This window comes from Ralstonia sp. 22086 (assembly GCF_052045975.1).
In the GTDB taxonomy this organism is placed as follows: Bacteria; Pseudomonadota; Gammaproteobacteria; order Burkholderiales; family Burkholderiaceae; genus Ralstonia; species Ralstonia wenshanensis.
Genome location: NZ_JBQEPZ010000001.1, coordinates 1,584,208 through 1,611,027, shown reverse-complemented (window position 1 = coordinate 1,611,027; position 26,820 = coordinate 1,584,208). Strand labels below are relative to the sequence as shown.

Genomic DNA, 26,820 nt, shown 5'->3' with positions numbered 1-26,820 from the left:
CGACCCGCCAAGTGGGTTCAAGGCGCAGTGCGTGGATGAAGGCTAGTCTGCCTTCACCCCGCGCCGATACTGAATTGCCTCGCCCACATGCGCTGCATCGATCTGCTCGTCGCCTGCCAGGTCGGTAATCGTGCGCGCAAGCTTGAGCACGCGGGCATACGCGCGGGCCGACCACGAAAAGCGCGTCATCGCGTGACGCAGCAAGCCATCGGCCGCATCGGTGCGGCTGCAATGCAGATCGATTTCGTGACCACCCAGCAAGGCGTTGCGTTTGCCTTGCCGTGCAAGCTGTCGCGCGTACGCGGCAGAAACCCGCTCGGCCACGTTGAGCGTCGGTTCGCCAGGCGGGCCATCGAGCAACTCTTCCTGCGAGGGCGTGGGCACCTCGATCTGCACATCGATACGATCAAGCAGCGGCCCCGAAATGCGCGCCTGGTATCGCTCCACCTGATCCGGCGTGCAGCGGCACGCCCGCAGCGGATGCCCGCGATAGCCGCACGGACACGGGTTCATTGCGGCAATCAGCTGGAAGCTGGCAGGGAAGTCCGTCTGATGCGCGGCGCGTGAGATGGTGATGTGGCCGGTCTCCAGCGGCTCGCGCAGGACTTCGAGCACGCGGCGCTCGAACTCTGGAAGTTCGTCGAGGAAGAGCACGCCCTGATGCGCCAGCGAGATTTCGCCAGGCCGTGGCGTATTGCCCCCGCCGACCATCGCCACCGCAGATGCCGTGTGGTGCGGCGAACGGAACGGCCGCACCTTCCAACGCCGCGCGTCGAAGCCGCGCGTGGTCAGGCTCATCACGGCGGCGGCAGAGAGCGCCTCGTCATCGCTCATGTCCGGCAGCAAGCCGGGAAACCGTTGCGCCAGCATCGACTTGCCGGTGCCGGGCGGCCCGATCATCAACATGGAATGTCCACCGGCGGCGGCCACTTCCAGCGCGCGCCGCGCTTGCGGTTGGCCCCGTACGTCGGCCAAGTCGGGATAGTGAATGTCCGCGTCGACCGGGGCCGGCAGCGCAGGCGCGAGCTTGCGGTCCGGCGCGCTCAGGTGGTCGCACACCTCGATGAGCGTGCGCGCGGGCAGGACTTTGGTGCCGCTTACGAGCGCGGCTTCGGCGGCGTTCTCGGCGGGCAATACGAAAGCCCGGGCGAGCGGTGCGTCGCCATCGGCCGAAGCGGGGTTGCGCGACAGCGCATATGCCATCGCCAGCGCACCGCGAATCGGCCGCAAATCGCCGGAGAGCGACAATTCACCCGCAAACTCATGTGCGTCCAGATGCGTGTGCGGAATCTGGCGGCTCGCGGCGAGAATCCCCAGTGCGATGGCCAGGTCGAACCGTCCCGATTCTTTCGGGAGATCCGCCGGCGCCAGGTTGACGGTGATGCGTCGTGCCGGAAATTCAAAGCGGCTGTTCTGGATCGCCGCGCGTACGCGATCCTTGCTCTCCTTCACCTCGGTGTCGGGCAGACCGACGATGGTGAACGATGGCAGGCCATTCGCCAGATGGACCTCAACGGAGACGGCTGGCGCATCGATACCCGAGAGCGCGCGCGAACGCAGTACGGCGAGGCTCATTGCGCGGCCCTCCGAGGGATCTCACTGGCGAGGCGGAGGGCGTGGCATCGGTGCATGGCGTGGCGGAGCGTGACGGTTGCGGAACCCTCCACTGTGCCAGCCGCGTTGCGCCGCCATGTTCGCCGGCATCCAAATTTGACGATCGCTGGCGACATGAAAAGCGAAAAAAAACCGGAGCACTGGGCTCCGGCTTCGTTGTCGGCAGATCAACTCAGGGGAAGGCCGGCATGGCCGTGTCTTCGCCGCTGAAGTGGCCTTCGGGATGCGTCTTCTGCAGCAGTGCGCGTACCTCGTTCACGCGCGAGCGCGGCACATCGACCATCAGCAGGATCTGCCCATCCTCCACTGCCTGCTTGAACGGTTTCAGGCGGCTGTTCGGCACCGAGCTGCCGATCATGCTCGAGGCCCAGGCGCCAAACAGTGCCCCAACCACCGTGGTAATGCCGACCATGCCCCACTGCGGCCCATCGCCGACGATCGGGAAGATGGCCGCCACGATGCCTGCGAGCACGCCCGCACCCCCGCCGATCACCAAGCCATTCTGGGTGGCGTGGACGATGTCGGAAGTCTGGAGGATGTTGGCTTCGTGCAGGCCGGTGAGATCGACGCCTGGCTTTGAGACGAAGTGGATATGGCGCTCGGTGATACGCGCCAGCAGGAGGTCATTCATCACGCGCCGGGCGCTGACGACGTCCGGCATCAGGAAGTAGAGGCGATGCTGCATGATCTTCTCCTCAAGCGCGGTACGCGCGCGTCTTAAGGACGTTCTAGATCAGTTCGCCAGCCGCAACAAGGCGGCGCATTGATCTTTTCGCTGTGCGTCGCATCATGGGTGCCGCGGCCGGCACAGCGATCATGCGGATGCGCGCCCGGGGCTACACCGGGTCGGATTACTGATCTGCGGGCGCGGCGGACTTGAGTTGCGCTTCCAGCGCGGCCACGCGCGTTTCGAGTTCTTCCAGTCGCGCACGCGTACGCGCCAGCACTTGCGATTGCACGTCGAATTCCTCCCGCGTGACCAGATCGAGCTTGGAGAAGCCCTGCGTCATCATCGCGCGGACGTTCTTCTCGATGTCGGCCGCCGGCGAGTTGCGCAGCGCTTCGCTTACGCGGTTTTGGAAGTCGGAAAAGAGATCGGTCGGTTTCATGTTGTTTGCTCCGTAGGTCATGCTGTCTGCGCCAAGCCGGTGCATGCACCGCAACTGTGCGAGGAAATTGCTGTGCCGTGGTGCGAAGGCCTGCGTTTGGCGCGTGGTTTCGGTGCTGCCGGCCGCGATGGTACCGGCTGAGCGCTTCGAACGGCACACCTTGCGTCAAATCTCGCTGCGATGCGGCATTGGCGGCGCCACACAAACGGGGACAGAACGGCGAGTCGCAGTTTCCGGTCCCGGCCGTGCAGGCCACTGCATAAGGCTGAAATCACTCTATCACATGGTTTTTATCGCGCCATGGCGGTGTAGGCCCCCATGGCGGAAAGCCGCCTCTAGCAACCTTTGGCGGGCAGCCGTTGCCGCCCGGTGCGACCCGTCCCCAATTTCTTCCGCTTTCCGCTGCCGGGGCAGCGTGACGCTGCAACCGAAGACACCCTCCAATCCGACGACATCAACATGGCATGACAGTTGCAGAACTGGTGCGATTTTTTTTCCATTGCCGTTGCGACTTTCTAAAGGGGGAGAGCCGTCATGAAGAAGTTTGCGTACGCAGCCAGCCTTGTACTGTTGACCGGTGCCGTTGCCGGTGTGAGCCAATCCGCCATCGCGCAGTCCGCACCTGCGGCTGATGCGCCGGCCGCCGCGCCCGCGCCAGCACCTGCCGCGCTCACGGCCAACGTCACGCTGGCCAGCCAATACCGCTATCGCGGCATCATGCAGACCAATAACAAGCCGGCCATCCAGGGCGGCTTTGACTACGCCATTCCGGGCGGTGTGTTGCCCGAGGGCTTCTACATCGGTAACTGGAACTCGTCGATCAGCTGGTTGAGCGATTCGAACTCGAACGTCTCCGCGCCGATCGAGATGGACTTCTACGGTGGCTACAAGACCGAGATCGTCAAGGACGTGCCGATCGACGTGGGGGTGCTGCAGTACTACTACCCGGGCAGCTATCCCGATGGCTTCACGCGTCCGCACACGACCGAAGGCTATGCGCAGATCGGCTACGGCCCGATCACGTTCAAGTATTCGCACGCGTTTTCGAACCTGTTCGGCACGCCCGATTCGCATCACAGCCAGTACTTCGATCTGTCTGGCAACTTCGACACCGGCTTTTGGGGCCTGACGCTGAACCTGCATGCCGGCTACCAGCAAGTGCCGCACCAGGCCGTGCGCGCCTCGTATGCCGACTGGAAGGTCGGTGTGACGAAAGACTTCGGCAACGGCTGGGCGGCGTCGCTGGCCTATATCGATACGAACGCTTCGCGCGCCTTCTACACGAACACGCGCGGCAACTACATGGGCAAGGCCACGGCCCTGCTGTCGATCACCAAGACTTTCCAATAACGATGCGCGGCGGTGCTCCGGTGCCGCCGACCGAGGAGGAACCAGCATGAAACTCATCATGGCCATCATCAAGCCGTTCAAGCTCGACGAGGTCCGCGAGGCATTGTCCGAAGTGGGTGTGTCGGGCATTACCGTCACGGAAGTCAAAGGCTTCGGACGCCAGAAGGGTCATACCGAGCTTTACCGCGGCGCGGAGTACATCGTCGACTTCCTGCCTAAAGTAAAGATCGAGGTGGCCGTGCCCGACGACGTGGTCGAGCGCGCCGTCGAGGCCATCGAAAAATCTGCGCGCACCGGCAAGATCGGCGACGGCAAGATCTTCGTGGCCGAGGTCGAACAAGTCATCCGCATCCGCACCGGTGAGACCGGCGGCGACGCCCTATAAGCCCCAATCCGCCAAGGAAAAGGTCAAAACATGAAAACCTGGTTCACACGATTCCTGACGGCTGGGGCCGTCGTTGCCGTGCTCGCAGGCGCCGTGATGTCGGCGCCGGCCGTGGCACAGGACAAGCCGGCGGCTGAAGCTTCGGCGCCGGCTGCCGCGGCCGCAGCCTCCGAGCCGGCCGCTGCTGCACCGGCTGCAGCGCCCGCCGCCGCGGCTGCTCCGGCCGCCGCAGCTGCTGCGCCTGCTGCACCCGCCGCCGCTACGCCTGTTCCCAACAAGGGCGACACGGCGTGGTTGCTGATCTCCACCGCCTTCGTCATCCTGATGACGCTGCCGGGTCTGGCGCTGTTCTACGGCGGCCTGGTGCGCAAGAAGAACATGCTGTCCGTGCTGATGCAGTGCATGGGCATCTTCTCGCTCATCATCATCCTGTGGGCCGTCTACGGCTACAGCTTCGCGTTCACCGAGGGCAACGCGTTCTTCGGTGGGCTGGATCGTCTGTTCCTGAAGGGCCTGACGCCGGATTCGGTGGCAGCCACCTTCAGCAAGGGCGTGGTGGTGCCGGAATACGCGTACTTCGCCTTCCAGGGCGCGTTTGCGGCGATTACCTGCGCGCTGATCATCGGCGCCTTCGCCGAGCGTGCGAAGTTCTCGGCTGTCCTGCTGTTCGTGGTGCTGTGGTTCACCTTCAGCTACCTGCCGATCGCACACATGGTCTGGTTCTGGCCGGGTCCGGACGGCTTTACCGACGCCAAGGCGGCCGAGGTGATGACGGCCAAGTCGGGCTGGCTGTTCCAGAAGGGCGCGCTGGACTTTGCCGGCGGCACCGTGGTGCACATCAACGCCGCAGTGGCTGGTCTGGTGGGCGCCTTCCTGTTCGGCAAGCGCATCGGCTTCGGCCGTGAGGCGCTCAAGCCGCACAGCCTGACGCTGACGATGGTCGGTGCCTCGCTGCTGTGGTTCGGCTGGTTCGGCTTCAACGCCGGTTCGGCCCTGGAAGCCAACGGCAGCGCCGCACTGGCCTTCGTCAACACGCTGCTCGCAACCGCCGCAGCCGTGCTGTCGTGGAGCTTCGGCGAGTGGTTCGGCAAGAGTAAGCCGTCGATGCTGGGTGCTGCATCGGGCGCCGTGGCCGGCTTGGTTGCCATCACGCCGGCTGCCGGCTTTGTCGGCCCGATGGGTTCGATCGCGCTCGGCATCATCGCCGGCCTGCTGTGCCTGTGGGGTGTGAATGGCCTCAAGCGCATGCTGGGCATGGACGATACGCTCGACGTGTTCGGTGTGCACGGCGTGGGCGGTATCCTCGGCGCGCTGCTGACCGGCGTGTTCGCGGCACCGAGCCTCGGCGGCACCGGCATCTACGACTATGTCGCCAACAAGGTTGCCGACGATTACTCGATCGCCGGCCAGCTGTGGATCCAGTTCCAGGGCGTGGCGACCACGGTTATCTGGTCCGCAGTGGTGGCGTTCATCTCGTACAAGATCGTCGACGCCATCGTCGGCCTGCGCGTGCCGGAAGAAGAGGAGCGCGAGGGTCTGGACATCACGTCCCACGGCGAAACTGCCTACGAAGACTGATCCGCTTACTCATCCTGCAAAAGACCCGGCTGCGCGCCGGGTTTTTTGTGTGCCAGCCCTGAGCCGGACGTCCTTAAGTCCGATGTAAAAAACCTTCAATTGCCTCTCGTTATGCGGGCGCTTACATTGCAGACGTGGTTTCCTCCACCTGCAGAACGCTCCCCGTATCTGTCAGGCTATTCCCCAAGCGCGGCAGCCCCGCGCTTTTTTTTTGTCCGCTTTTTTTTGTGTGGCCTGCTGCACTGCCGCACTGCGCCTCTTGCGAATCCTCGCTCCTGACCGCATATCGATAGCCCGCTGTCGTCTGCAAGCTATTGCCTGTTCCTCTACAATCGGAGTGGGCGATAAATAACATCAATAGGAAAGGGTATGGTTCCGCACTTGATCACCGCGCTGAACGGGCCGCTGCTTGAGCTCGAGCAGAAGATTCTTGACGCCACGCCCGCCATCGAACGCTGGTTCCGCCTGGAATGGCAGGAACACACGCCGCCGTTCTACTGTTCCGTCGATTTGCGCAACGCCGGCTTCAAGCTGGCCCCGGTCGACACGAATCTCTTCCCCGGGGGCTTCAACAATCTCGCGCCCGAGATGCTGCCGCTGGCCGTGCAGGCCGCCATGGCCGCGATCGAGAAGATCTGCCCGGACGCCAAGAACCTGCTGCTGATTCCCGAGCGCCACACGCGCAATATGTTCTACCTGCAGAACGTCGCGCGTCTGTCGCAAATCATGCGACAAGCGGGGCTCAATGTGCGCCTCGGCTCGCTTTCCGAGGACATCACCGAGCCGACCCCGATCGACTTGGCCGATGGGCAGCGCCTGGTGGTCGAACCGATCAAGCGCATCGGTACCAAGGGCCGTCGCGTGGGCATGGAGGACTTCGATCCGTGCTCGATCCTGCTGAACAACGATCTGTCGGCTGGCGTGCCGCCCATCCTCGAGAACATCCACGAGCAATATCTGCTGCCGCCGCTCCATGCCGGCTGGTCGCAGCGTCGCAAGACCAACCACTTTGCCGCCTACGACGAAGTGGCCAAGAAGTTCGCCAAGCTGATCGACATCGACCCGTGGATGGTCAACCCGTACTTCACCAAATGCAGCGGGCTGGACTTCCATGAGCGTGCCGGCGAGGAAGAGCTGGCTCACGCCGTGGAGACGGTGCTCAAGAAGACTGCCAAGAAGTACAAGGAATACGGCGTGACCGAGACCCCCTACGTGGTGGTCAAGGCCGACGCCGGCACCTATGGCATGGGTGTGATGACCGTGCGTGATCCTTCCGAGGTCAAGGGCCTCAACCGGAAGGAGCGCAACAAGATGAGCGTGGTCAAGGAAGGCCTCGAGGTCTCCGAGGTGATCGTGCAGGAAGGCGTGCATACCTTCGAGAAGATCAACGAGGCGGTGGCCGAGCCCGTCGTCTACATGATCGACCGCTATGTGGTGGGCGGTTTCTACCGGGTTCACACGGGCCGCGGCGTGGACGAGAATCTCAACGCGCCGGGCATGCATTTCGTGCCACTGCCGTTTGCGTCGAATTCGCTGCCGGACAGCCATGCAAAGCCCGGCGCCGGCGAGCCGAACCGCTTCTATATGTACGGTGTGGTGGCGCGCCTGGCGCTGCTGGCTGCCTCGCTCGAGCTTGAGAAGACCGACCCCAACCCGCTGATCTGATCGGCCGTACCCCGCTGCAGAAGGAACTGCCATGCGCATCCTGTTCATCGTCGATCCCCTGTCGACGTTCAAGACCTACAAGGATTCCACCTTCGCGATGATGCGCGAGGCGGCGGCGCGCGGCTACGCCATCTACACGTGCCTGCAGTCGCAGCTCACGCTGGCGAACAACGTGGTCGAAACCGTTGCCACGCCCATCGCCCTGACCGGCGACGAGCACGACTGGTATCGCGCCGGTGATGCGCGCCTGCTGCCGCTGACGGGCTTTGACGCGGTGCTGATGCGCAAGGACCCGCCGTTCGACATGGAGTACGTCACCAGCACGTGGCTGTTGGAGATTGCCGAACGTCAGGGCGCGCGCGTGTTCAACAAGCCGCAGGCGATTCGTGATCATTCGGAGAAGCTCGCCATCGCGCAGTTCCGAGAGTTCACCGTGCCGACCGTCGTGTCGCGCGATGCCAAGCGCTTGCGCGAATTCCACGCCGAGCAGGGCGACGTCATCTTCAAGCCGCTCGACGGCATGGGCGGTGCGGGCATCTTCCGCGTGGGGCCCGATGGCATGAACCTCGGGGCGGTCATCGAATCGCTCACCGACAACGGCGCGCGCACGATCATGGCTCAGCAGTACATTCCTGCGATCCGTGAGGGCGACAAGCGCATTCTCTTGATCGGCGGTTCGCCGGTGCCGCATTCGTTGGCGCGCGTGCCGATGGCCGGTGAAGTCCGCGGCAATCTGGCTGCGGGTGGTACCGGCAAGGCGCAGCCGCTGTCCGAGCGTGATCAAGTGATTGCACATGCACTTGCGCCCGTGCTCTGGCAGCGTGGACTGCTGCTCGTCGGCCTGGACGTCATTGGGGATTACCTCACCGAGGTCAACGTCACCAGCCCAACCTGCTTCCAGGAAATCACTCAGCAGACGGGCTTCAATGTGGCCGGAATGTTCATCGATGCACTGGAGCGCGCCGCGGGCAAGAGCAGCGGATTGGCGCGCAAGCCTGCCTGAAATGGCGGCATGGCCCCTCCGCCGAGGGTCCTCCACAAGGGGGAGGTCCGGTACAAGGCCGCTCAATTGCGCCAAATGGCCCTGATACAATCGGCGTTATACCGATTCGCTTTTCGATCATGGCAGGGATTCTGATCATCGCTCATGCGCCGCTGGCAAGCGCACTGCGCGATTGCGCTGCACACGTCTATTGCGGTCAGCCCGAGCGGCTGGGCGCAATCGATGTCCTGCCCGATGCCGAGCCGGCTGCTGTGCTGGCTCAGGCGCGCGACAAGCTCGCCGAACTCGTTGAGGCCAACGGCGCGCTGGTGCTGACCGACATCTTTGGGGCCACGCCCGCCAATATCGCTTCGCGCCTTGCCGATCCGGGCCGCGTGCGCGTGCTGGCTGGCGTGAATCTGCCGATGCTCGTGCGCGCTATCTGCTATCGCTCCGAAAAACTCGAACAACTTGCCGCCAAGGCCCTGGCCGGTGGCGCGCAAGGCGTACTGCAGGTCGGCTCGACAGCCGTTCAGAACCAGGTTGCCAACCATCCGGACAAATATGCTGCAGAGGGATATCACCATCATCAATAAGCTCGGGCTGCATGCCCGCGCCTCCGCCAAACTCACGCAGCTCGCCAGCAAGTTCGACAGCCAGATCAAGATGTCGCGCAACGGCCGTCAGGTCGACGCCAAGAGCATCATGGGCGTGATGATGTTGGCGGCCGGCATCGGCTCCACCGTCACCCTGGAGATCGACGGCCCCGACGAGCACGACGCCATGGATGGTCTCGTCGCGCTCATCAACGATCGCTTCGGCGAAGGCGAATAACTCGCCCGCCGCATTCCACTTCAACGTCGCTCTGGCCAGCGTCTATGCCTTTTACCCTGCACGGTATTCCGGTCTCGCGTGGCATCTCCATCGGCCGCGCCCACATGCTGGCGCGTGCGGCGCTTGATGTGTCGCACTATCTGGTCGACGAAGACAAGGTCGACGCCGAGGTCGAGCGCTTGCGCAGTGCCCGCGCCACCGTGCGCACCGAATTGGCAGCGCTCAAGCGCGATCTGCCCACCGATGTGCCCGAAGAGATGGGCGCCTTCCTCGATGTGCACGCGATGATTCTGGATGACGCGTTGCTCTCGCAGGTGCCCGAGACCTTGATTCGCCAGCGACGCTACAACGCAGAGTGGGCGCTTACAACGCAACTTGAAGAACTGATCCGCCAGTTCGGTGAAATCGAGGACGAATACCTGCGCGAACGCAAAGCCGACATCGAGCAGGTGGTCGAACGGATTCTGAAGGTGCTGGCCGGCGCACCCGCGCTGGCGCCCGCGCCAGTGGCGGTTGGCTGCGATCCGGATGCCGGCATGATCGTCGTCGCGCACGATATTGCGCCGGCCGACATGCTGCAGTTCCGCGGCCAGACCTTCGCCGGTTTCGTGACCGATCTCGGCGGCCGCACCTCGCACACCGCCATCGTGGCGCGCAGCCTCGATATTCCGGCGGCCGTGGGTGTGCATAACGCGAGCACGCTGATTCGCCAGGACGACATCGTCGTCATCGACGGTGACAACGGCATCGTCATCGTCGATCCGAACACGTCCATCCTTGAGGAATACCGCCATCGCCGCAGCGAAGGCGAATTGCAAAAGAAGCGTCTCGAACGCTTGCGCCATACGCCCACCGTCACGCTCGACGGTACGCAAATCGATCTGCAGGCGAACATCGAAATGCCGGAGGATGCGGCCGCTGCCGTCAAAGCGGGCGCCGTGGGTGTGGGCCTGTTCCGCTCCGAGTTCCTCTTTATGAACCGTCGTGGCGCGCTGCCCGACGAGGAAGAGCAGTTCCGCGCCTACCGCACCGCCGTTGAATCGATGATGGGCCTGCCCGTCACGATCCGCACCATCGACATCGGTGCCGACAAGCCTCTGGACATCCGCGACGACGTGTTCGAGACCGCGCCCAATCCGGCGCTGGGTTTGCGTGCGATCCGCTGGTCGCTGTCGGAGCCGGCGATGTTTCTGACGCAGTTGCGCGCGCTGTTGCGGGCGTCTGCGTTCGGGCCCATCAAGATTCTTGTGCCGATGTTGGCGCACGCTCGCGAGATCGACCAGACGCTGGAATTGCTGGCACGCGCCAAGGCTTCGCTCGACGCCGACGGCCTGGCCTATGATCCGGGCATCAAAGTCGGCGCCATGATCGAGATTCCGGCCGCCGTGCTGATCCTGCCGGTGTTTTTGCGCCGCATGGACTTCCTCTCGATCGGCACGAACGACCTGATCCAGTACACGCTCGCCATTGACCGTGCCGACAACGCGGTTGCGCATCTGTATGACCCGCTGCATCCGGCGGTGCTGCAATTGATCGCGCGCACCATTCGCGAGGCCCATCAGGCGGGCAAGCCGGTTTCGGTGTGTGGCGAGATGGCCGGCGACGCCACCATGACGCGCCTGCTGCTGGGCATGGGCCTGACCGAATTTTCGATGCATCCGTCGCAACTGCTGAGCGTCAAGCAGCAGATCCTGCGCGCGGACCGCCCCCGCCTGATGCGCGAGGCGGACCGCCTGCTGCACGCCTGCGAACCCGCCGAAATCGAAGAGGCGCTGGGCGCGCTGGCGCGGGCCTGACACGCGGTTCTCTCAAGCGCCGGCTGCACCTAGTGTCGCGCTGGCGCATCGCGCTCACGGGGCGCCGTCCTCTGCAAGTGATTGAAATTGCACGTCTTTCTCTCAAAAGACGGCTTGCCTGCACCTGCATGACCCTCCGCGCAGAATGGGGTCGAACAAGAATTGTTCTCATTTCGATTCTCTGTTATTCTGGTTTTACAGCGCGTTCTGAGCGCTGCGGAGGAACCCCCGTGTACGTCTGTATCTGCAACCAAGTGACCGACCGCGAAATCCATGGCGCCGCCCGTCTCGGCGTGTCGACGATGGACGAACTCGCTGAAACGCTCGGCGTGAGTACGTGCTGCGGACAATGCCGGGACTGCGCCAAGCAGGTGCTTGCCGAAGCGGTGAGCTGTGTCCCTGTCGATCAGATTTTGGGCCGTGCCAGCACGCATGCCATAATCGAACGTCGCGACGAGCCCGTTGCCAATGATCAGGCCATTGTGGCCGGTGCATTGGCTGCCTGATTTCCCCCCGTTTTCTGTCGCCGCGAATTGCCGCCCAGGCGTTGAGCCTCGGCGGCATTTGTTGCTTGCTGGTCAGGCACAGGGCTCGCCTTGAACGGACGCGTGCGTGCGTCCATCACCGCAGTTGCACTTTGCTGGAGCCCCAAGAATGAAAGGCGATAAGAAGGTCATCCAATATCTGAACGCCCAGCTCAAGAACGAGCTGACCGCCATCAACCAGTATTTCCTCCATGCGCGCATGTACGGCCATTGGGGGCTCAAGCGCATTGGGGACCACGAATATAAAGAGTCGATCGGCGAGATGAAGCATGCCGATCGCCTGATCGAGCGCATCCTGATGCTTGACGGCCTGCCCAACCTCCAGGACCTCGGCAAGATCTTCATTGGCCAAGACACGAAAGAGATCATCGAGTGCGACCTGAAGCTGGAGCGTGCCGCACACGGCACCGTGGTCGAGGGCATCGCTTACTGCGAGTCGGTGAAGGACTACGTCAGCCGCGAAATTCTGGTCGACATTCTGGATGACACCGAAGAGCACATCGACTGGCTGGAAACGCAGCTCGAGCTGATCGACAAGGTTGGTATTCAGAACTACCTGCAATCGCAGATGGAGCCCGAGGGCGAGTAAGCCTCGTCGGCGGCAAAAAAAGAAGGAGGCCTCGGCCTCCTTTTTTGTTGTGCGTGTTCACCGCCTCAGTGTGTGCCACCGCAGACGGGGCATGACGGCTGGCGCGCGATCCGCATCGTCGTCCACTCCATCGATAGACCGTCGAGCATCAGCAGGCGGCCGGCAAGCGGACGGCCGATACCGGCGATCAGCTTGAGTGCCTCCGCGGCCTGTACCGTACCGACCATGCCCACCAGCGGCGAGAACACGCCCATCGTTGCACACGCTACTTCGGGTGCAGGCTCGTCGGGCGGGAACAGGCAGGCGTAGCAGGGGCCGCCGGCACGGCTGTCGAATACGCTGATCTGTCCGTCAAAGCGGATGGCGGCGCCCGATACCAGCGGCACGCCAGCCTGCACGCAGGCCAGGTTGGCGGCCTGGCGAGTGCCGAAGTTATCGGAGCAATCCAGTACCACGCTCACGCCATCTAGGCGTGCAACGATTGCATCCGCATCGAGCCGGCGCTGCACGGCATTCACGCGAACGTCCGGGTTCAGCCGGGCGATGGCCGCCTGCGCGGATGCCACCTTCGGTTGCCCGACCGATTCGGTAGTGTGGATGATCTGCCGCTGCAGATTGGTCAAGTCCACCGTATCGTCGTCGACGATGGTGAGCGTGCCCACGCCTGCCGCCGCTAGATAGGGCAGGGCCGCAGCACCCAGCCCGCCCGCACCGATGACGAGCGCGTGGCTCTCAAGCAGGCGCGTCTGTCCTTCGATGCCGATTTCGTCGAGCAGGATATGGCGCGAGTAGCGCAGCAGTTGATCGTCGTTCATGGTGGTGCAATGAAAAAGGCCGTGCAGTGCACGGCCTCGTAAGTTTGCCAGTGTTTGCCGGCCGGTGTCTTAACGGGCGCCGGTGGGCTCCGGTGCGGGCTGCACGCCGCTGGCGGGACCATTCGGCTTCGGTGCGGCCGGCTCGGAAGCCGGCGCCGCCTTGCCCTTGGGCAGCTTGGCCGGCGCGCTCGATTCCTTGGCCGCCGGCGATTTCACCGCCTTGTCCGGCACCACAGCCGCCGCCGCTTCCAGCACCGACTTCGAACGCTTGACCGGCTGACCCTTCAGGTCGGCAACCGCTTGTTGCAGCATGAAGTCTTCTGCTGAACCAAACTCGATCGGCTTCTTGTTGCGTTCCTTCTCGCGCTGCTCGGGCGTCTTCTTGGCGTTTTCCTCTTCCAGTCGACGCAGTTCTTCGATGCGGCGCTTTTCGCGCTCGGTCATCTCGGCTTCTTCCGATTCCTGCTTGTTGTGCAGGTGGCGTTCGGTGTCGATTTCGCGCGTGATCAGCGCATCGTCCGGGTCGCCGTCCGGGTTCTGGTCAACCGGAATATCCGGGCGGATGCCCTTGGCCTGGATCGACTTGCCCGACGGCGTGTAGTAGTACGCGATGGTCAGCTTGATGCCGGTGTCGTTCGACAACGGACGCACCGTCTGCACCGAGCCCTTGCCGAATGTCGTCTTGCCCATCGTCTTGGCACGGTGATGATCCTGCAGCGCGCCGGCCACGATTTCGGAGGCCGAGGCCGTGTACGCGTTGGTCAGCACGATGATCGGCACCGTCTTGAACTCGGGGTCCAGACCGACCAGCGGATCGGAATCGAAGTTGCTCAGGCGGTAGTTGGCGAAGGTCGCCTTGTACGTACGCTTGGCATCGGGCACCTGGCCGTTGGTCGATACCACCGTCACGTCCGGCGGCAGGAAGGCAGCCGACACGCCAACTGCAGCCTGCAGCACGCCGCCGCCGTTGTTGCGCAGATCCAGGATCAGGCCCTTGAGGTGGGCGTCTTGTTTGGCCAAGTCGTTGAGCTTCTTGGCCAGGTCCGGCACGGTGCGTTCCTGGAAGCTGGTGATGCGCACCCAAGCGATGCCGTTGTCCAGCATCTTGGCCTTGACCGACTGCACCTGGATCTCGGCGCGGGTGATGGTCAGCGGGAACGTGCGCTCTTCCTTCTTGCGGTAAATCGTGAGCGTGACCTTGGTGCCCGGCGCGCCGCGCATGCGCTTGACGGCTTGCTCCAGCGGCATGCCGCGCACGGGCTTGTCGTCGATGCGGGTAATCAGGTCACCCGGCTGCACGCCAGCGCGGAAGGCGGGGGTGTCTTCAATCGGGTTGATGACCTTGACCAGGCCTTCTTCCTGCGAGATCTCGATGCCCAGACCGGCGAAGCGGCCCTGGGTACCTTCCTGCAGCTCCTGGAAGTCCTTCTTGTCCAGGTAGGCGGAATGCGGGTCGAGACTGGCAACCATGCCCTTGATGGCTTCGGTCAGCAGCTTGTCGTCGTCCACGGGCTCGACATACTCGCGCTTGATCTGGCCGAAGATGTCCGCCATGAGCCTGAGTTTCTCCAGCGGAAGCGGCCCGACCGTCGCGTTTTGCGCAGTGGCGGAGAGCTGGAGCGTTGCCAGCACCCCGGTGACGAGGCCGATGGCGATCAAGCTGATGTTCTTGAGCGAAGTTCGCATGTGTCGAGCGTGGACGTGGGAACAGTAGATAAACATGGCCCGGGACGGCTCGCGCACATCCCGGGCTACAGGCTTCGACAGTATAAAGGCGTTGGAGTGCCGTAGCGTCCGTTACGGATTATTTCGACTTGCCCTGGCTGGCCACTGCGGCAAGCGATGCGGCAATCGCTTCCTGGTCGCCCAGGTAGTAATGGCGGATCGGCTTGAGGTTGGCGTCCAGCTCATACACAAGCGGCGTGCCGTTGGGGATATTGAGGCCGACGATGTCTGCGTCGGAAATGCCGTCCAGGTACTTCACCAGCGCGCGGATGCTGTTGCCGTGCGCGGCGATCACCACGCGCTTGCCGCTCTTGATGGCCGGTGCAATCGATTCATCCCACAGCGGCAGCACGCGGGCGACGGTGTCCTTGAGGCATTCGGTCAGGGGCACCTGTTCGCGCGTCAGGCCCGCGTAGCGCGGATTGCCGAAGACGTCGTTCGTGGCGCCGGGCTCGAGGGCGGGCGGCGGCGTATCGTAGCTGCGGCGCCAGATCAGGACCTGCTCGTCGCCATATTGCGCGGCAGTTTCGGCCTTGTTCAGGCCCGACAGCGCGCCGTAGTGGCGCTCGTTCAGGCGCCATTCATTACGGGTCGGGATCCACATCAGATCCATTTCATCCTGCACGTGCCACAGCGTGCGGATCGCGCGCTTGAGCACCGAGGTGTAGGCCAGGTCGAACGTGAAGCCGGCTTCACGCAGCAGTTTGCCGCCTTGGCGGGCCTGGGCGATGCCTGTGTCGGTCAGGTCGACGTCGACCCAGCCGGTGAAGCGGTTCTCCAGATTCCACGTCGATTCGCCGTGGCGGATGAGGACGAGCTTGTGCATGACTGCCATGATGAGAAGTGAGAAAACCTGCGTGTGGCTAGCTGCGGCGACGTATCGTACGTCATCGTGCAGCCGCCGAAACCGACTATTTTATAATGCCGCGAGCATTGGGCTCCCGAATCGTTCGGCTGATGTTTGCCCACTAGACTTGCCCCGACCCATCCCAGGAAACCGATACCGTGAAGTTCTTCGCCGATTACAACAACCTCGCACTGCTTGCCGTCGCCATCGTTTCGGGTCTGCTGCTGCTCTGGGCGCCCATCCAGCGCCGTATCGCGGGCGGTGGCGGCGCCAAGGTGAGTGCTCCGGTGGCCACCCAGCTCATCAACCGCCGCAATGCAGTGGTGGTGGATGTGCGCGAAAGCGGTGAGTACGCAGCCGGCCATTTGCCGCAAGCCAAGCACGCGCCGCTCGGGGAGCTTGAAGGCAAGGCTTCCGGGCTTGCAAAGAACAAAGAGACCCCCATCATCCTCGTATGCCAGACCGGCCAGCGTGCTGGCCGGGCGCAAGCAGTCCTGAAGCAAGCCGGTTACAGTGAGGTGTATTCGCTCGAGGGCGGATTGGCCGCTTGGCAGCAAGCGGGCCTTCCGGTTGTGAAATAAAGATACGAGGTTGAAGTTATGGCGCACGTGGTCATGTACAGCACCACCGTCTGCCCCTATTGCGTGGCAGCGGAACGACTCCTGAAACAGCGTGGTGTCGAGCAGATTGAAAAGATTCTCATCGATCGCGAGCCCGGCAAGCGCGAGGAGATGATGACGCGCACGAACCGCCGCACGGTTCCGCAGATTTATATCGACGAGCGCCACATCGGCGGCTTCGATGATCTGTCTGCGCTGGACCGCGAAGGTGGCTTGGTTCCGTTGCTGGTTGCCTGATTCGGCGCCCCCGATCTGGCGAGCTGCACACCACACAAAAACGCCCGGCTTTGACCGGGCGTTGTAGTTTTAGGCCGGCGCTCATAGCGGGCTCCATTTGGTCATGTACCATACGCGTCTTGCGCGGCGGACGCTTCCGCCAAGCACTGACCACATTCCATTTGAAGGCGAGTCATGAGCGACCAGCAACAGCAGCAACCGGGCCAGGATGGCCAGCCGTTCTTCAACATCCAGCGCGTCTATCTGAAGGACCTGTCGCTGGAACAACCGAACTCGCCGCACATCTTCCTCGAGCAGGAACAGCCGTCTGTGGAAGTGCAGGTCGACGTCGCCGCTTCGCAGCTGGCTGAAGGCGTGTTCGAAGTGACCGTCATCGGTACGGTGACGACCAAGGTGCAAGAGAAGGTTGCGTTCCTGGTGGAAGCCAAGCAAGCGGGCATCTTCGATATCCGCAACGTGCCGGCCGAACAGATGGACCCGCTGCTGGGCATCGCCTGCCCGACCATCGTGTACCCGTACCTGCGCTCGAACATTGCCGACACCATCGGTCGCGCCGGCTTCCAGCCGATCCACCTGGCCGAGATCAACTTCCAGGCGCTGTACGAACAACGCCTCGCCGCTGCCATGGAGCAGCAAGGCCAAGCCGGCGGCGCCGGTCTGGTGATGCCGGACGGCTCGCAGGCCACCCACTAAGTACGAGGCGCACTGCGCCAAAGGCCCGCGCTAGCCGCACGCTTGCGCGGGCTTTTTTTTGCTCGACCTTTGCCTGACCGATGTTGAACACGCGCATGCGAATTTCCGTTTTGGGTGCCGGTGCCTGGGGCACTGCCTTGGCCAGCCACGCCGCGCAATCGCACGACGTCGTGCTGTGGGGGCGTGACGCGAACCTCGTCGCGCAGATGGCCGCCACGCACATCAATGCCCCGTATTTGCCGGGCGTGAAGCTGCAGGCGTCGTTGCGTTTTTCTGCTGATTTGCAAGCTGCACTCGATCATGCGGCGGGCGACGACGGACTCGCCGTCATCGCGTCACCTGTTGCCGGGCTCGCCGACCTGACCCGCACGATTGCAGCGCACGGCCGTGTACGCAACGTGATCTGGCTGTGCAAGGGTTTCGACCCCGAGACCAGCGCATTGCCGCACGCTATCGTCGCTGATGTGTTGAAGGCATCGGGCCGTACCGACCTCGCTGTGGGTGTGCTGTCAGGGCCGAGCTTCGCCAAGGAAGTCGCGCAGGGTTTGCCATGCGCCATGACCGTCGCCTCGACCAGCGAGGTGCTGTGCAAGCTCACGCAGCGCGGCTTTCACCATCACGCGATGCGCGTGTACGCGAGCGATGACCTCGTCGGCGTGGAAGTGGGTGGTGCGGTCAAGAACGTCCTGGCCATTGCGACAGGCGCCGCGGATGGCCTGGGCCTGGGGCTGAACGCGCGCGCTGCACTGGTGACCCGCGGGCTGGCCGAAATGACGCGCCTTGGCCTGGCGCTCGGCGGTCGGCTGGAAACATTCATGGGGCTGACCGGCATGGGCGATCTGCTGCTGACCGCCACCGGCGATCTGTCACGCAACCGCACGGTCGGGATGCAGCTCGCGCAGGGCCGCTCCTTAGACGACATCCTCCACAGCCTCGGTCACGTTGCGGAAGGCGTGCGCTGTGCACGGGCCGTGGCCGCCCTGGCACGCGCCAAGGGCGTGGACATGCCGATCACCTTCACCGTCTGTGAAGTCCTGTTCGAGGGGCTGTCCGCCGCGAAAGCTGTCGAGCGCCTGCTCCAGCGTGACGCCAAATCCGAATCGGAACGCTAATCACACTTCAATAAGGGGGGGCGCCCGCTCAGGCGCCGCCCGCGAACCCGTTTTGCCGCCACGCCTCGAACACCACCACCGCCACGGTGTTCGATAGGTTCAGGCTGCGGTTGTCTGGCCGCATTGGCAGGCGAATCCGCTGGGAAGCGGGAAACGACTCGCGCCGCTCCTCCGACAATCCGCGCGTTTCCGACCCGAAGACAAACCAGTCACCCGGCTGGAACGCCATGCTGGCAAACGGCGTTGAGCCGCGCGTGGTGAGCGCGAACATGCGCGTGGGATCGGGCTGCGCATCGCGCAGAAAGGCGTCCCAATCAGCGTGCACGCGCATCGTCGCGTACTCGTGATAGTCCAGCCCCGCGCGGCGCATGCGGGCATCTTCGAGCGGAAAACCCAGCGGTTCGATCAGATGCAGCTGCGCGCCCGTGTTGGCGCACAGGCGGATCACATTGCCCGTATTGGGCGGGATTTCGGGCTCGACAAGGACGACGTTGAACATGATGGGGCGGCAGGAGGCATTTCGGCGGCGAGCTTATCCACATTGGGAAGGGTTGTCACCTCGCCACAGCTTGGCACAGGTAGCGCGACACAATGTCGCATAAGCACGTAATCAGGGCGTGCGCAAGGCGACAACGTTGGTGATGCGGCTGGCGCCGGCGCGTTTGAGTTGCGTGGCGATCTCGCCCAGGGTCGTGCCGGTGGTCATCACATCATCAACGACGCCGATGTGGTGCCCCACGATGCGCGCTGGTTCGGCGACAACGAATGCACCGAGCAGGTTTGTCAGCCGCTCGGCACGGTCCAGCGTGGTCTGTGCGGGGTTGTCGCGCACACGGTTCAGGGCGTTGGCGTGGGCAGGAATGTTCAATTGGTGCGCCAGCCTGCGGGCAATCTCCCACGCCTGGTTGTAGCCGCGCGAGTGCAGGCGTGCAGGCGAGAGCGGCACCGGCAGCAGTACGTCAGGCAAGTCGCCCGGCGCAGCGGCGAGTGCGTTGCCCAATTGGCCGGCCAGCCAAGCCGCCAGCGGCAACTGCGCGCGAAACTTCAAACCGGTGACGAGGTGGTCAAGCGGCCAGTCGTAGTCTGCAATGACGACAGTTGCGTCAAAGTCGGGCGCGCCGGCCAAACAGGCGTGGCAATGTCGAGCGGTGTGCCGCGACTCCAGCGCAATGGCACATTGGATGCAGCGCCGCCTGTGCAACTGCGGTGCCAGATCGCCTATGCAGCCGCTGCACACCAGGCCACCCTGAACCGCGCCGCAAAGCGCGCAGGCGCACGGCAACAGATGACGCAGGCCGGTGCGAAACCATGCCGATAACGCGTGTTTATGCATACAAAAAGCCGCTATCCAAGCCGATTTGCGGCCACAGCGCTATCGGACGGCGCCTCAAACTGCGGGCCGGTATACTTGGCGACCGCAGTATCCCGCCCCGTCTTGCCGATGTCTGATCCCGCTCTGTCCCGTCCAGCCGCCTTGCGGCGCGCCTTCGATCGCCGCGCCGCGCGTTTTGCCGACGTGGATTTCCTGCTGCGCGAAGTGGGCAGTCGCATGCAGGACCGGCTGTCCTATATCAAGGCCACGCCCGCGCGTGCGCTGGATTTGGGCTGCGGCCTGGGGCAAGGCTTGGCGGTACTGCGTGCGCAATATCCAGACGCACAGATCTGCGGGGTCGACTGGTCTTCCGCGATGCTGGCGCAGGCGCAGAAACTCGACCCACAGCGCAACGATGCCGGGTGGCTCGGCCGGCTGCTGAAGAAGCGGCCAGTCTTTGACTTTGCCCAGGCGGACTTCCGCGCGCTGCCGTTTGCCGCGGCGTCGTTTGACCTGCTGTGGTCGAACCTGGCGCTGCACTGGGATCCGGCGCCGCACGCGATCTTTCCGGAATGGCACCGCGTCACCACGGAAGGCGGCCTGCTGATGTTCAGCCTGTTCGGTCCCGATACCTTGCGCGAGCTGCGCAGCGCCCTGGCTGGCATCGACGCGGGCGTCCACACGCTGCGCTTTGTCGATATGCACGACATTGGCGACATGCTGGTGCATAGCCGCTGGTCCACGCCCGTCATGGACATGGAGCAGCTGACGATTACCTACGAAACGCCGCAGGCGCTGCTGGCCGATGTGCACTTGCTTGGCGGCATGGCCGGCTTGACCGACGAAGCGGGCCGCGGCTTGGCTGGCGCCGGTCTGCACACGCCGCGCTGGCGCCAGCGGCTATTCGACGCGCTCGATGCGCAACGCAATCCCGATGGGCTGATTCCGCTCACCTTCGAAATCGTTTACGGCCACGCTTGGAAGCTTGCGCCGACCCAGCGGCAGGCGTTGGACGAGCAGGGCAGGGCGATGATTCCAATCGATCAGATCGGCCGCAAACCGCGCGCCTGAAACGGTTTTAATGCGGAAACGGCATTGACCGCACGTTGTCAAGCCGGGACTTGCATAAAGGCGCTTTACCTTGTTTGGGGTCAATCGCGGCCATATAATGCGCCAGTTTGTCGCAGCAGTCCCCCAAAGGCCTATCCCGTTTTTTGCCACGGGCGAACCGTTCGGGTATGCATCCGAGGCAGGAGTGGTTCAATGCACGACATTGAAACCGCGCTCCACCCAGCATGCGGCGCCTCCACCATCTCGGAATCGCCGCGCAAGAACTGGCTCATGAAGCGAAACTGCTCGCTTTCGACCCGCCAGATCGGCTGGTTCACCCCCTTGGTCGTCATTCCCCCGTTCGTAATCGCTTGGTTTTTTGTCTGGCAACGCGCGTGACTGGTGTCGCCTGATGCGGGGCTGGAGGTCGCGATTCTCGGATGGGCATTGCTGTACTATGCCCGCCACGCCTCCGATTATGGGCAAGTCAAGCTGGAGATGGCCGGCCCGTGATCTAGCAGGTGAGCGTCAGGCGGCGCAAGCTTGCGGACGAGCTTTCCCGGTGTTGGGACACGGGCAACCAACCCAGGTCTCATGAGCCGCGCACCGGGGCAGAGTGGAATCTGTCAATTGGGTAGATAAAAAATGAAAATGTTGAATAAGACATTGGCAAGTTTGCTGGCGGCAGGCTCCCTCCTCGCCCTCAGTCAAACGGCCCAGGCACTGGAAGACATGCCGGGCGGCCCCGCAGTGCGGCAACTCAATCTCGCGCCTCCGGTCACCAAGATCGCTGCCGAGATCCATTGGCTGCACTGGATGATGCTGATCATCTGTATCGTGATCTTCATCGGTGTATTCGGGGTGATGTTCTACTCCATTTTCAAGCACCGTAAGTCGGTGGGCCACAAGCCGGCGACGTTCCACGAAAGCACCACGGTTGAAATCATCTGGACCATCGTGCCGTTCCTGATCGTGATCGGGATGGCGCTGCCGGCCACCAAGGCCGTGGTCGCAATGAAGGACACCACCAATTCCGACCTCACCATCAAGGCCACCGGTTACCAGTGGAAGTGGGGTTACGACTACCTGAAGGGCGAAGGCGAGGGCATTTCGTTCCTCTCCACGCTCACCACCCCGCGTGACCAGATCAACAACCAGGCGCCCAAGTCGAACACGTACCTGATCGAGGTCGACAACGAACTGGTCGTGCCGGTCAATCGCAAGGTGCGCATCGTCACCACCGCCAACGACGTGATCCACTCGTGGATGATCCCGGCGTTTGGCGTCAAGCAGGACGCGATCCCGGGCTTCGTGCGCGACACATGGTTCAAGGCTGAGAAGGTCGGCGTGTATCGCGGCCAGTGCGCTGAACTGTGCGGCAAGGAACATGCCTTCATGCCGATCGTGGTGCGCGTGCTTTCGCAGGACGACTACACCAAGTGGGTCGACGGCAAGAAGAAGGAAATGGCCGCCAAGGCCGATGACCCGACCAAGACCTACACGCTGGAAGAGCTGAAGTCGCGCGGCGAGAAGGTCTACACCGCCAACTGCGCGGTCTGTCACCAGCCCAACGGCAAGGGCGGCGGTCCGTTCCCGGCGCTCGATGGTTCGAAGATCGCGAATGGTCCGCTGGCTGACCACGTGAATATCGTCCTGCATGGCAAGAATGCGATGCCGCCCTGGGCTTCGGCACTCAACGATGTGGAAATTGCCTCCGTCATCACGTACGAGCGCAACAACTGGGGCAACCACACGGGTGACCTGCTGCAGCCGACGCAAGTGAAGGACGCGCGCGGCGGCAAGATGCCCGAAGGCGGTGGCGCCAAGACCGCCGCAACTGAATCCGCCGGCAAGGTGGCGTCCCAACAAGCGAACGCGGCTGAAGACCGCAACGCTGGCTGATTGATCGTCTGCGTGACGAACCGAACCCTAGGAGTTCCTCGATGAGCACCGCTGTTACGCACCCGCAAGATCACGCGCACGGTCATGGAGACGACCACGCGCACGACCATCCGCATGGCTGGCGCCGTTGGCTGTTTGCGACCAACCACAAGGACATCGGTACGCTGTACCTGCTGTTCTCCTTCATGATGCTGCTCTCGGGCGGCACGCTGGCCTTGCTGATCCGCCTTGAGCTGTTCCAGCCCGGCCTGCAGTTCTTCCACCCGGAGCTGTTCAACCAGTTCACCACGCTGCACGGCTTGATCATGGTGTTCGGCGCGATCATGCCGGCCTTCGTGGGCTTTGCGAACTGGATGATCCCGTTGCAGGTTGGCGCGTCCGACATGGCGTTTGCGCGGATGAACAACTTCAGCTTCTGGCTGCTGCCGCCTGCGGCAATGCTGCTGGTGGGCTCGTTCTTCGCACCGGGTGGCGCCACGGCTGCCGGCTGGACCCTCTATGCACCGCTGTCGGTGCAAATGGGCCCGGGTATGGACATGGCGATTTTCGCGATCCACATCATGGGCGCATCGTCGATCATGGGCGCGATCAACATCATCGTGACCATCCTGAACATGCGCGCGCCCGGCATGACGCTGATGAAGATGCCGATGTTCTGCTGGACGTGGCTGATCACGGCGTACCTGCTGATTGCTGTGATGCCAGTGCTGGCGGGTGCGATCACCATGGTGCTGACCGACCGCCACTTCGGCACGAGCTTCTTCTCGGCTGCCGGCGGCGGTGACCCGGTGATGTACCAGCACATCTTCTGGTTCTTCGGGCACCCCGAGGTGTACATCATGATCTTGCCGGCGTTCGGCATCATCAGCCAGATCGTGCCGGCCTTCGCGCGCAAGCCGCTGTTCGGCTACAGCTCGATGGTGTATGCCACGGCGTCGATCGCCATCCTGTCGTTCATCGTGTGGGCCCACCACATGTTTACGACCGGCATGCCCGTGACCGGCCAGCTGTTCTTCATGTACGCGACGATGCTGATTGCGGTGCCGACCGGCGTGAAGATCTTCAACTGGGTGGCGACGATGTGGCGCGGCTCGATGACGTTCGAGACGCCCATGCTGTTCGCAATCGGCTTCATCTTCGTGTTTACGGTGGGCGGCTTCACGGGGCTGATCCTGGCCGTGGCCCCGATCGACATCCAGCTGCAGGACACGTATTACGTGGTGGCGCACTTCCACTACGTGCTGGTGGCCGGTTCGCTGTTCGCACTGTTCGCAGGCTTCTACTACTGGGGTCCGAAGTGGTCGGGCTACATGTACAGCGAGACGCGCGGCAAGATCCACTTCTGGGGTTCGATGATCACCTTCAACCTCACGTTCTTCCCGATGCACTTCCTGGGCCTGGCTGGCATGCCGCGCCGCTATGCTGACTACCCGCAGCAGTTCGCCGACTTCAACGCCGTGGCGTCGATCGGAGCCCTGGGCTTCGGCCTGATGCAGGTGTATTTCTTCTTCTTCGTGGTGCTGCCGTCGTACCGCGGTGGCGAGAAGGCTGCCGACAAGCCGTGGGATGGCGCGGAAGGCCTGGAGTGGACCGTGCCGTCGCCGGCGCCGTTCCACACCTTTGAAGAACCGCCGCACGTGAAGTAATGCAGGTGTCGCGGGGCGGCTTGCCAATACTGGTGCCGGCCCCGCGATCCTCCGGACAACGATGTCGAATCCAGAAAAAAGCCCAACACCCGAGCAACGCGCAGCCAATCGTCGCCTGGGGCTCATCCTCGGCACGATCGCGTTGGTTTTCTTTCTGGGTGTGATTTTCAAGCGCGTGGTGTTCGGCTAGCCCGACAGGCGACGCGCCGATCGCTGGACCGAGATTTCGCGAGACCCCTATGAGCCAGACACCGGCGCAGCCGGACCCGACCCAAAACGACAAAGCCCTCGAGCGCGGCCTGAACAGGTCCATGCTCGGCAAGCTGGCCGTTGTGGTCGTGATCATGTTCGGCTTCGGTTACGCGATGGTGCCGCTGTACAAGAAGATCTGCGAGCTTACGAACATCAACGTGTTGAACACACGTGATGAAGATGGCGGCGCGCTGCGCAACTCGCAGATCGACAAGACGCGCACGATCACGGTGGAATTCGATTCGAACAGCCAAGGGCCGTTCCGCTTCCGCCCCGTCAAGAACAGCATGGATGTGCACCCCGGCGAGATCAACCAGATCGTCTACGAGGTGGTGAACAAGGAGGGGCGCACGGTCGAGGCGCAGGCCATCCCGAGTTACGCGCCCAAGCAGGCAACCGAGTTCTTCAAGAAGATCGAGTGTTTTTGTTTCAAGCAGCAGACGCTGAAGGCCAACGAGTCACGCGAGATGCCGGTGGTGTTTGTGATTGATCCGGATCTTCCCAAGGACGTGAAGACGATCACCTTGTCCTACACTTTCTTTGAAATCCACGCGCCGTCGGCCATTGCGCCGGCGATGCCGAACAAGGGAACGTGAGGACATGGACGAACTGAAGGAAGCGACCAAGCGACGCGCGTCATTCGCACAGACGATGAAGGCGGTGTTCTGGTCCTTCTTCGGTGTGCGCAAGGGCCGCGATCATGACCGCGACATGGCGCAGTTGAATCCCGTGCACGTGATCATCGCGGGCATTCTGGCGGCGGTCATGTTTATCGTTGTGCTGCTGTTGATCGTGCGGGCAGTTGTCGGTTGAGGATTGAGAAGGTTGAGGAGACGGCCCTCGCAGCATGGGCTGGGCAACATCAAGTGGATTCCTAAAAAAATAGAGCTGGAGAAAAAGAGATGAGTGCGAATCGAGCAAACGCTCCGTACTACTTCGTGCCCGGGCCGTCGCGGCATCCGATTACGGCAAGCCTCGGCCTGCTGATCGTGCTGTTGAGCTCCGCTGCGTGGGTGAATGCTCAGCCCTGGGCCCCGTGGACGTTCCTGATCGGCCTGCTGTGGTTCCTCTTTGTGCTGCGTGCGTGGTTTGCCGACGCCATCTCCGAATCCGAGACCGGCAAGTACGGCGACCGCGTGGATGCCTCGTTCCGCTGGTCGATGAGCTGGTTCATCTTCTCGGAAGTGATGTTCTTCGCGGCGTTCTTCGGCGCGCTGTTCTATGCCCGCACGATTGCCATGCCGTGGCTCGGCGATCTGAACAACAAGTTGCTGTGGCCTGACTTCAACGCGCTGTGGCCGAACGCCGGCCCGGCCGGCACGGTTACGCCGTTCACGACGATGGGTCCGTGGCCGATTCCGACCATCAACACGGCGCTGCTGCTGACTTCCGGCGTGACGCTCACGTGGGCGCACCATGCGTTGCGTGAAGGCAAGCGCGCCCAGGTCATCCAGGGCCTGCTGCTGACGATCCTCCTGGGCTTCACGTTCATGGGCTTCCAGGCGTTCGAGTACATCCACGCCTATCACGAACTGAACCTGAAGCTGACCTCGGGCATCTATGGTTCGACGTTCTTCTTGCTGACGGGCTTCCACGGCTTCCACGTGACGATGGGTGCGATCATGCTGTCGGTGGTGCTGGGCCGTGTAATCAAGGGGCACTTCACGCCAGAGCATCACTTCGCGTTCGAAGGTGCCGCGTGGTACTGGCACTTTGTGGACGTGGTGTGGCTGGGTCTGTACGTGGTGGTGTACTGGCTGTAAGGCAGTATGGGATTGGGGTGGCGCTGCGCCGCCTCGTAACCCTGCCCACGACAGGCGAAGACAATGCCGCAGACGGGACACCGCTGCGGCGTTTTCGTTTTTCTGGCGTGAGCGATTTGCTCGCGGCTATTGGCCGAAGCGGATGCCGGTGCTGTGAATCCACCCCAGCCGGTTCGCGACCAGGATGAAGATGAATAGCGCGATCGAGAAACCGACGCGGAACATCAAGGAGCGAACGGTGCGGTTGCTGTGGCCCTTATCGCGCATCAGGAAGAACAGTGCGGAGGCAAGGCTGCCGAGGATCAGCAGAAACGCAATGGCAACGACGATGCGCATGGAGGGTTACGGGTTGGACGATGAGGGGTTGGAAATGGCTGCCAAGCATTATCTCACCGAGGC

31 protein-coding genes are annotated in these 26,820 nt (G+C 63.0%); 22 read left to right on the top strand and 9 right to left on the bottom strand.

Going from position 1 to position 26,820, the window contains the following annotated elements; all coding sequences use genetic code 11:
• Positions 1-42: 42 nt before the first annotated feature.
• The 3 genes from ACTJK6_RS07575 to ACTJK6_RS07565 all read right to left on the bottom strand — a co-directional run bounded on the left by ACTJK6_RS07575 (position 43) and on the right by ACTJK6_RS07565 (position 2,723).
• A complete protein-coding gene (locus ACTJK6_RS07575) occupies positions 43-1,575 on the bottom strand; it encodes a YifB family Mg chelatase-like AAA ATPase (protein ID WP_440838639.1) in 1,533 nt (510 codons plus the stop codon).
• A 211-nt stretch (positions 1,576-1,786) separates the two neighbouring features.
• Positions 1,787-2,299, bottom strand: coding sequence for a DUF1269 domain-containing protein (locus ACTJK6_RS07570; protein WP_440838638.1), 513 nt, complete (start codon positions 2,297-2,299; stop codon positions 1,787-1,789).
• Positions 2,300-2,465: 166 nt separating this feature from the next.
• On the bottom strand, positions 2,466-2,723 hold the full coding sequence (locus ACTJK6_RS07565; protein WP_004637064.1) for an accessory factor UbiK family protein: 258 nt from the start codon (positions 2,721-2,723) through the stop codon (positions 2,466-2,468).
• A gap of 534 nt (positions 2,724-3,257) precedes the next feature.
• On the opposite strand from ACTJK6_RS07565, the gene ACTJK6_RS07560 reads away from it, so the two are divergent.
• The 10 genes from ACTJK6_RS07560 (at position 3,258) to bfr (ending at position 12,447) form a co-directional block, all read left to right on the top strand.
• Positions 3,258-4,073: a TorF family putative porin gene (locus ACTJK6_RS07560; RefSeq protein WP_232041836.1), complete on the top strand. Its 816-nt coding sequence runs from the start codon at positions 3,258-3,260 to the stop codon at positions 4,071-4,073.
• Positions 4,074-4,119: 46 nt separating this feature from the next.
• Positions 4,120-4,458 carry a P-II family nitrogen regulator gene (locus ACTJK6_RS07555; RefSeq protein WP_027678364.1) on the top strand — a complete coding sequence of 113 codons (339 nt, stop codon included), beginning with the start codon at positions 4,120-4,122 and terminating at the stop codon, positions 4,456-4,458.
• A 30-nt stretch (positions 4,459-4,488) separates the two neighbouring features.
• The gene (locus ACTJK6_RS07550; protein ID WP_260803995.1) at positions 4,489-6,036 is read left to right on the top strand and encodes an ammonium transporter; all 1,548 of its coding nucleotides are present in this window, start codon (positions 4,489-4,491) and stop codon (positions 6,034-6,036) included.
• Between the two features lie 369 nt (positions 6,037-6,405).
• Positions 6,406-7,701 carry a glutamate--cysteine ligase gene (gshA, locus tag ACTJK6_RS07545; RefSeq protein ID WP_440838637.1) on the top strand — a complete coding sequence of 432 codons (1,296 nt, stop codon included), beginning with the start codon at positions 6,406-6,408 and terminating at the stop codon, positions 7,699-7,701.
• Between the two features lie 31 nt (positions 7,702-7,732).
• Positions 7,733-8,704 carry a glutathione synthase gene (gshB, locus tag ACTJK6_RS07540; protein WP_024976766.1) on the top strand — a complete coding sequence of 324 codons (972 nt, stop codon included), beginning with the start codon at positions 7,733-7,735 and terminating at the stop codon, positions 8,702-8,704.
• A 119-nt stretch (positions 8,705-8,823) separates the two neighbouring features.
• Positions 8,824-9,279 (top strand): PTS sugar transporter subunit IIA, encoded by a 456-nt coding sequence (locus ACTJK6_RS07535; RefSeq protein ID WP_232041839.1) that lies wholly within the window; start codon positions 8,824-8,826, stop codon positions 9,277-9,279.
• On the top strand, positions 9,248-9,517 hold the full coding sequence (locus ACTJK6_RS07530; RefSeq protein ID WP_004637085.1) for an HPr family phosphocarrier protein: 270 nt from the start codon (positions 9,248-9,250) through the stop codon (positions 9,515-9,517). Before ACTJK6_RS07535 ends, ACTJK6_RS07530 begins: the two co-directional genes overlap by 32 nt.
• A 44-nt stretch (positions 9,518-9,561) precedes the next feature.
• A complete protein-coding gene (gene ptsP / locus ACTJK6_RS07525; RefSeq protein ID WP_232041840.1) occupies positions 9,562-11,313 on the top strand; it encodes a phosphoenolpyruvate--protein phosphotransferase in 1,752 nt (583 codons plus the stop codon).
• A gap of 230 nt (positions 11,314-11,543) precedes the next feature.
• Positions 11,544-11,819 (top strand): (2Fe-2S)-binding protein, encoded by a 276-nt coding sequence (locus ACTJK6_RS07520; RefSeq protein ID WP_440838636.1) that lies wholly within the window; start codon positions 11,544-11,546, stop codon positions 11,817-11,819.
• A 148-nt stretch (positions 11,820-11,967) separates the two neighbouring features.
• On the top strand, positions 11,968-12,447 hold the full coding sequence (gene bfr, locus ACTJK6_RS07515; RefSeq protein ID WP_004637092.1) for a bacterioferritin: 480 nt from the start codon (positions 11,968-11,970) through the stop codon (positions 12,445-12,447).
• 65 nt (positions 12,448-12,512) lie between these two features.
• Here bfr and ACTJK6_RS07510 read toward each other — a convergent pair whose 3' ends face one another.
• From ACTJK6_RS07510 to gpmA, 3 genes are all read right to left on the bottom strand, one after another.
• On the bottom strand, positions 12,513-13,262 hold the full coding sequence (locus ACTJK6_RS07510; RefSeq protein ID WP_260803993.1) for a HesA/MoeB/ThiF family protein: 750 nt from the start codon (positions 13,260-13,262) through the stop codon (positions 12,513-12,515).
• A gap of 69 nt (positions 13,263-13,331) precedes the next feature.
• A complete protein-coding gene (locus ACTJK6_RS07505; protein ID WP_433866185.1) occupies positions 13,332-14,948 on the bottom strand; it encodes a S41 family peptidase in 1,617 nt (538 codons plus the stop codon).
• A 118-nt stretch (positions 14,949-15,066) separates the two neighbouring features.
• Complete coding sequence (gpmA, locus tag ACTJK6_RS07500) at positions 15,067-15,813, bottom strand: 2,3-diphosphoglycerate-dependent phosphoglycerate mutase (RefSeq protein ID WP_232041843.1); 747 nt, start codon at positions 15,811-15,813, stop codon at positions 15,067-15,069.
• 179 nt (positions 15,814-15,992) lie between these two features.
• Here gpmA and ACTJK6_RS07495 point away from each other — a divergent pair, with 179 nt between their 5' ends.
• From ACTJK6_RS07495 to ACTJK6_RS07480, 4 genes are all read left to right on the top strand, one after another.
• Positions 15,993-16,415 carry a rhodanese-like domain-containing protein gene (locus tag ACTJK6_RS07495; protein WP_232041844.1) on the top strand — a complete coding sequence of 141 codons (423 nt, stop codon included), beginning with the start codon at positions 15,993-15,995 and terminating at the stop codon, positions 16,413-16,415.
• 18 nt (positions 16,416-16,433) lie between these two features.
• Positions 16,434-16,691, top strand: coding sequence for a glutaredoxin 3 (gene grxC / locus ACTJK6_RS07490; protein WP_414560126.1), 258 nt, complete (start codon positions 16,434-16,436; stop codon positions 16,689-16,691).
• Positions 16,692-16,865: 174 nt separating this feature from the next.
• Positions 16,866-17,384 (top strand): protein-export chaperone SecB, encoded by a 519-nt coding sequence (gene secB / locus ACTJK6_RS07485; protein ID WP_027678352.1) that lies wholly within the window; start codon positions 16,866-16,868, stop codon positions 17,382-17,384.
• 95 nt (positions 17,385-17,479) lie between these two features.
• Complete coding sequence (locus tag ACTJK6_RS07480) at positions 17,480-18,496, top strand: NAD(P)H-dependent glycerol-3-phosphate dehydrogenase (RefSeq protein WP_440838634.1); 1,017 nt, start codon at positions 17,480-17,482, stop codon at positions 18,494-18,496.
• A gap of 28 nt (positions 18,497-18,524) precedes the next feature.
• Here ACTJK6_RS07480 and trmL read toward each other — a convergent pair whose 3' ends face one another.
• Together trmL and ACTJK6_RS07470 are read right to left on the bottom strand one after the other, a co-directional pair.
• Entirely contained in the window at positions 18,525-18,995 is a 471-nt protein-coding gene (gene trmL / locus ACTJK6_RS07475; RefSeq protein WP_440838632.1) for a tRNA (uridine(34)/cytosine(34)/5-carboxymethylaminomethyluridine(34)-2'-O)-methyltransferase TrmL, read from the bottom strand.
• 111 nt (positions 18,996-19,106) lie between these two features.
• Positions 19,107-19,829: a ComF family protein gene (locus ACTJK6_RS07470; RefSeq protein ID WP_440838631.1), complete on the bottom strand. Its 723-nt coding sequence runs from the start codon at positions 19,827-19,829 to the stop codon at positions 19,107-19,109.
• Positions 19,830-19,937: 108 nt separating this feature from the next.
• Here ACTJK6_RS07470 and ACTJK6_RS07465 point away from each other — a divergent pair, with 108 nt between their 5' ends.
• The 8 genes from ACTJK6_RS07465 (at position 19,938) to ACTJK6_RS07430 (ending at position 26,421) form a co-directional block, all read left to right on the top strand.
• Positions 19,938-20,879, top strand: coding sequence for a methyltransferase domain-containing protein (locus ACTJK6_RS07465; RefSeq protein WP_440838630.1), 942 nt, complete (start codon positions 19,938-19,940; stop codon positions 20,877-20,879).
• A 192-nt stretch (positions 20,880-21,071) separates the two neighbouring features.
• On the top strand, positions 21,072-21,257 hold the full coding sequence (locus ACTJK6_RS07460; RefSeq protein ID WP_316868247.1) for a hypothetical protein: 186 nt from the start codon (positions 21,072-21,074) through the stop codon (positions 21,255-21,257).
• A gap of 246 nt (positions 21,258-21,503) precedes the next feature.
• Entirely contained in the window at positions 21,504-22,760 is a 1,257-nt protein-coding gene (gene coxB, locus ACTJK6_RS07455; RefSeq protein ID WP_232041848.1) for a cytochrome c oxidase subunit II, read from the top strand.
• Positions 22,761-22,801: 41 nt separating this feature from the next.
• Positions 22,802-24,406 carry a cytochrome c oxidase subunit I gene (ctaD, locus tag ACTJK6_RS07450; protein WP_232041849.1) on the top strand — a complete coding sequence of 535 codons (1,605 nt, stop codon included), beginning with the start codon at positions 22,802-22,804 and terminating at the stop codon, positions 24,404-24,406.
• A gap of 61 nt (positions 24,407-24,467) precedes the next feature.
• Positions 24,468-24,596, top strand: a complete 129-nt coding sequence (locus ACTJK6_RS07445) for a cytochrome oxidase small assembly protein (protein ID WP_232041850.1) — start codon at positions 24,468-24,470, stop codon at positions 24,594-24,596.
• A 49-nt stretch (positions 24,597-24,645) separates the two neighbouring features.
• Positions 24,646-25,254 (top strand): cytochrome c oxidase assembly protein, encoded by a 609-nt coding sequence (locus ACTJK6_RS07440; RefSeq protein ID WP_232041851.1) that lies wholly within the window; start codon positions 24,646-24,648, stop codon positions 25,252-25,254.
• A 4-nt stretch (positions 25,255-25,258) separates the two neighbouring features.
• Positions 25,259-25,471 (top strand): DUF2970 domain-containing protein, encoded by a 213-nt coding sequence (locus ACTJK6_RS07435; protein WP_024976749.1) that lies wholly within the window; start codon positions 25,259-25,261, stop codon positions 25,469-25,471.
• A gap of 89 nt (positions 25,472-25,560) precedes the next feature.
• On the top strand, positions 25,561-26,421 hold the full coding sequence (locus tag ACTJK6_RS07430; protein WP_024976748.1) for a cytochrome c oxidase subunit 3: 861 nt from the start codon (positions 25,561-25,563) through the stop codon (positions 26,419-26,421).
• A 126-nt stretch (positions 26,422-26,547) separates the two neighbouring features.
• On the opposite strand, the gene ACTJK6_RS07425 is transcribed toward ACTJK6_RS07430, so the two are convergent.
• The gene (locus ACTJK6_RS07425) at positions 26,548-26,757 is read right to left on the bottom strand and encodes a twin transmembrane helix small protein (RefSeq protein WP_024976747.1); all 210 of its coding nucleotides are present in this window, start codon (positions 26,755-26,757) and stop codon (positions 26,548-26,550) included.
• Between the last annotated feature and the right edge of the window lie 63 nt (positions 26,758-26,820).

Coding starts and splice junctions, on each gene's coding strand:
- bfr (WP_004637092.1), top strand. CDS start 11,968: ATGAAAGGCGATAAGAAGGTCATCCAATATCTGAACGCCCAGCTCAAG.
- ACTJK6_RS07565 (WP_004637064.1), bottom strand. CDS start 2,723: ATGAAACCGACCGATCTCTTTTCCGACTTCCAAAACCGCGTAAGCGAA.
- ACTJK6_RS07570 (WP_440838638.1), bottom strand. CDS start 2,299: ATGCAGCATCGCCTCTACTTCCTGATGCCGGACGTCGTCAGCGCCCGG.
- ACTJK6_RS07460 (WP_316868247.1), top strand. CDS start 21,072: ATGCACGACATTGAAACCGCGCTCCACCCAGCATGCGGCGCCTCCACC.
- ACTJK6_RS07575 (WP_440838639.1), bottom strand. CDS start 1,575: ATGAGCCTCGCCGTACTGCGTTCGCGCGCGCTCTCGGGTATCGATGCG.
- gshB (WP_024976766.1), top strand. CDS start 7,733: ATGCGCATCCTGTTCATCGTCGATCCCCTGTCGACGTTCAAGACCTAC.
- grxC (WP_414560126.1), top strand. CDS start 16,434: ATGGCGCACGTGGTCATGTACAGCACCACCGTCTGCCCCTATTGCGTG.
- ACTJK6_RS07530 (WP_004637085.1), top strand. CDS start 9,248: ATGCTGCAGAGGGATATCACCATCATCAATAAGCTCGGGCTGCATGCC.
- ACTJK6_RS07435 (WP_024976749.1), top strand. CDS start 25,259: ATGGACGAACTGAAGGAAGCGACCAAGCGACGCGCGTCATTCGCACAG.
- ACTJK6_RS07560 (WP_232041836.1), top strand. CDS start 3,258: ATGAAGAAGTTTGCGTACGCAGCCAGCCTTGTACTGTTGACCGGTGCC.
- gshA (WP_440838637.1), top strand. CDS start 6,406: ATGGTTCCGCACTTGATCACCGCGCTGAACGGGCCGCTGCTTGAGCTC.
- ACTJK6_RS07470 (WP_440838631.1), bottom strand. CDS start 19,829: ATGCATAAACACGCGTTATCGGCATGGTTTCGCACCGGCCTGCGTCAT.
- ACTJK6_RS07480 (WP_440838634.1), top strand. CDS start 17,480: ATGCGAATTTCCGTTTTGGGTGCCGGTGCCTGGGGCACTGCCTTGGCC.
- ACTJK6_RS07555 (WP_027678364.1), top strand. CDS start 4,120: ATGAAACTCATCATGGCCATCATCAAGCCGTTCAAGCTCGACGAGGTC.
- ACTJK6_RS07430 (WP_024976748.1), top strand. CDS start 25,561: ATGAGTGCGAATCGAGCAAACGCTCCGTACTACTTCGTGCCCGGGCCG.
- coxB (WP_232041848.1), top strand. CDS start 21,504: ATGAAAATGTTGAATAAGACATTGGCAAGTTTGCTGGCGGCAGGCTCC.
- ptsP (WP_232041840.1), top strand. CDS start 9,562: ATGCCTTTTACCCTGCACGGTATTCCGGTCTCGCGTGGCATCTCCATC.
- secB (WP_027678352.1), top strand. CDS start 16,866: ATGAGCGACCAGCAACAGCAGCAACCGGGCCAGGATGGCCAGCCGTTC.
- ACTJK6_RS07425 (WP_024976747.1), bottom strand. CDS start 26,757: ATGCGCATCGTCGTTGCCATTGCGTTTCTGCTGATCCTCGGCAGCCTT.
- ACTJK6_RS07465 (WP_440838630.1), top strand. CDS start 19,938: ATGTCTGATCCCGCTCTGTCCCGTCCAGCCGCCTTGCGGCGCGCCTTC.
- ACTJK6_RS07535 (WP_232041839.1), top strand. CDS start 8,824: ATGGCAGGGATTCTGATCATCGCTCATGCGCCGCTGGCAAGCGCACTG.
- ACTJK6_RS07445 (WP_232041850.1), top strand. CDS start 24,468: ATGTCGAATCCAGAAAAAAGCCCAACACCCGAGCAACGCGCAGCCAAT.
- ACTJK6_RS07510 (WP_260803993.1), bottom strand. CDS start 13,262: ATGAACGACGATCAACTGCTGCGCTACTCGCGCCATATCCTGCTCGAC.
- trmL (WP_440838632.1), bottom strand. CDS start 18,995: ATGTTCAACGTCGTCCTTGTCGAGCCCGAAATCCCGCCCAATACGGGC.
- gpmA (WP_232041843.1), bottom strand. CDS start 15,813: ATGCACAAGCTCGTCCTCATCCGCCACGGCGAATCGACGTGGAATCTG.
- ACTJK6_RS07505 (WP_433866185.1), bottom strand. CDS start 14,948: ATGCGAACTTCGCTCAAGAACATCAGCTTGATCGCCATCGGCCTCGTC.
- ACTJK6_RS07550 (WP_260803995.1), top strand. CDS start 4,489: ATGAAAACCTGGTTCACACGATTCCTGACGGCTGGGGCCGTCGTTGCC.
- ctaD (WP_232041849.1), top strand. CDS start 22,802: ATGAGCACCGCTGTTACGCACCCGCAAGATCACGCGCACGGTCATGGA.
- ACTJK6_RS07440 (WP_232041851.1), top strand. CDS start 24,646: ATGAGCCAGACACCGGCGCAGCCGGACCCGACCCAAAACGACAAAGCC.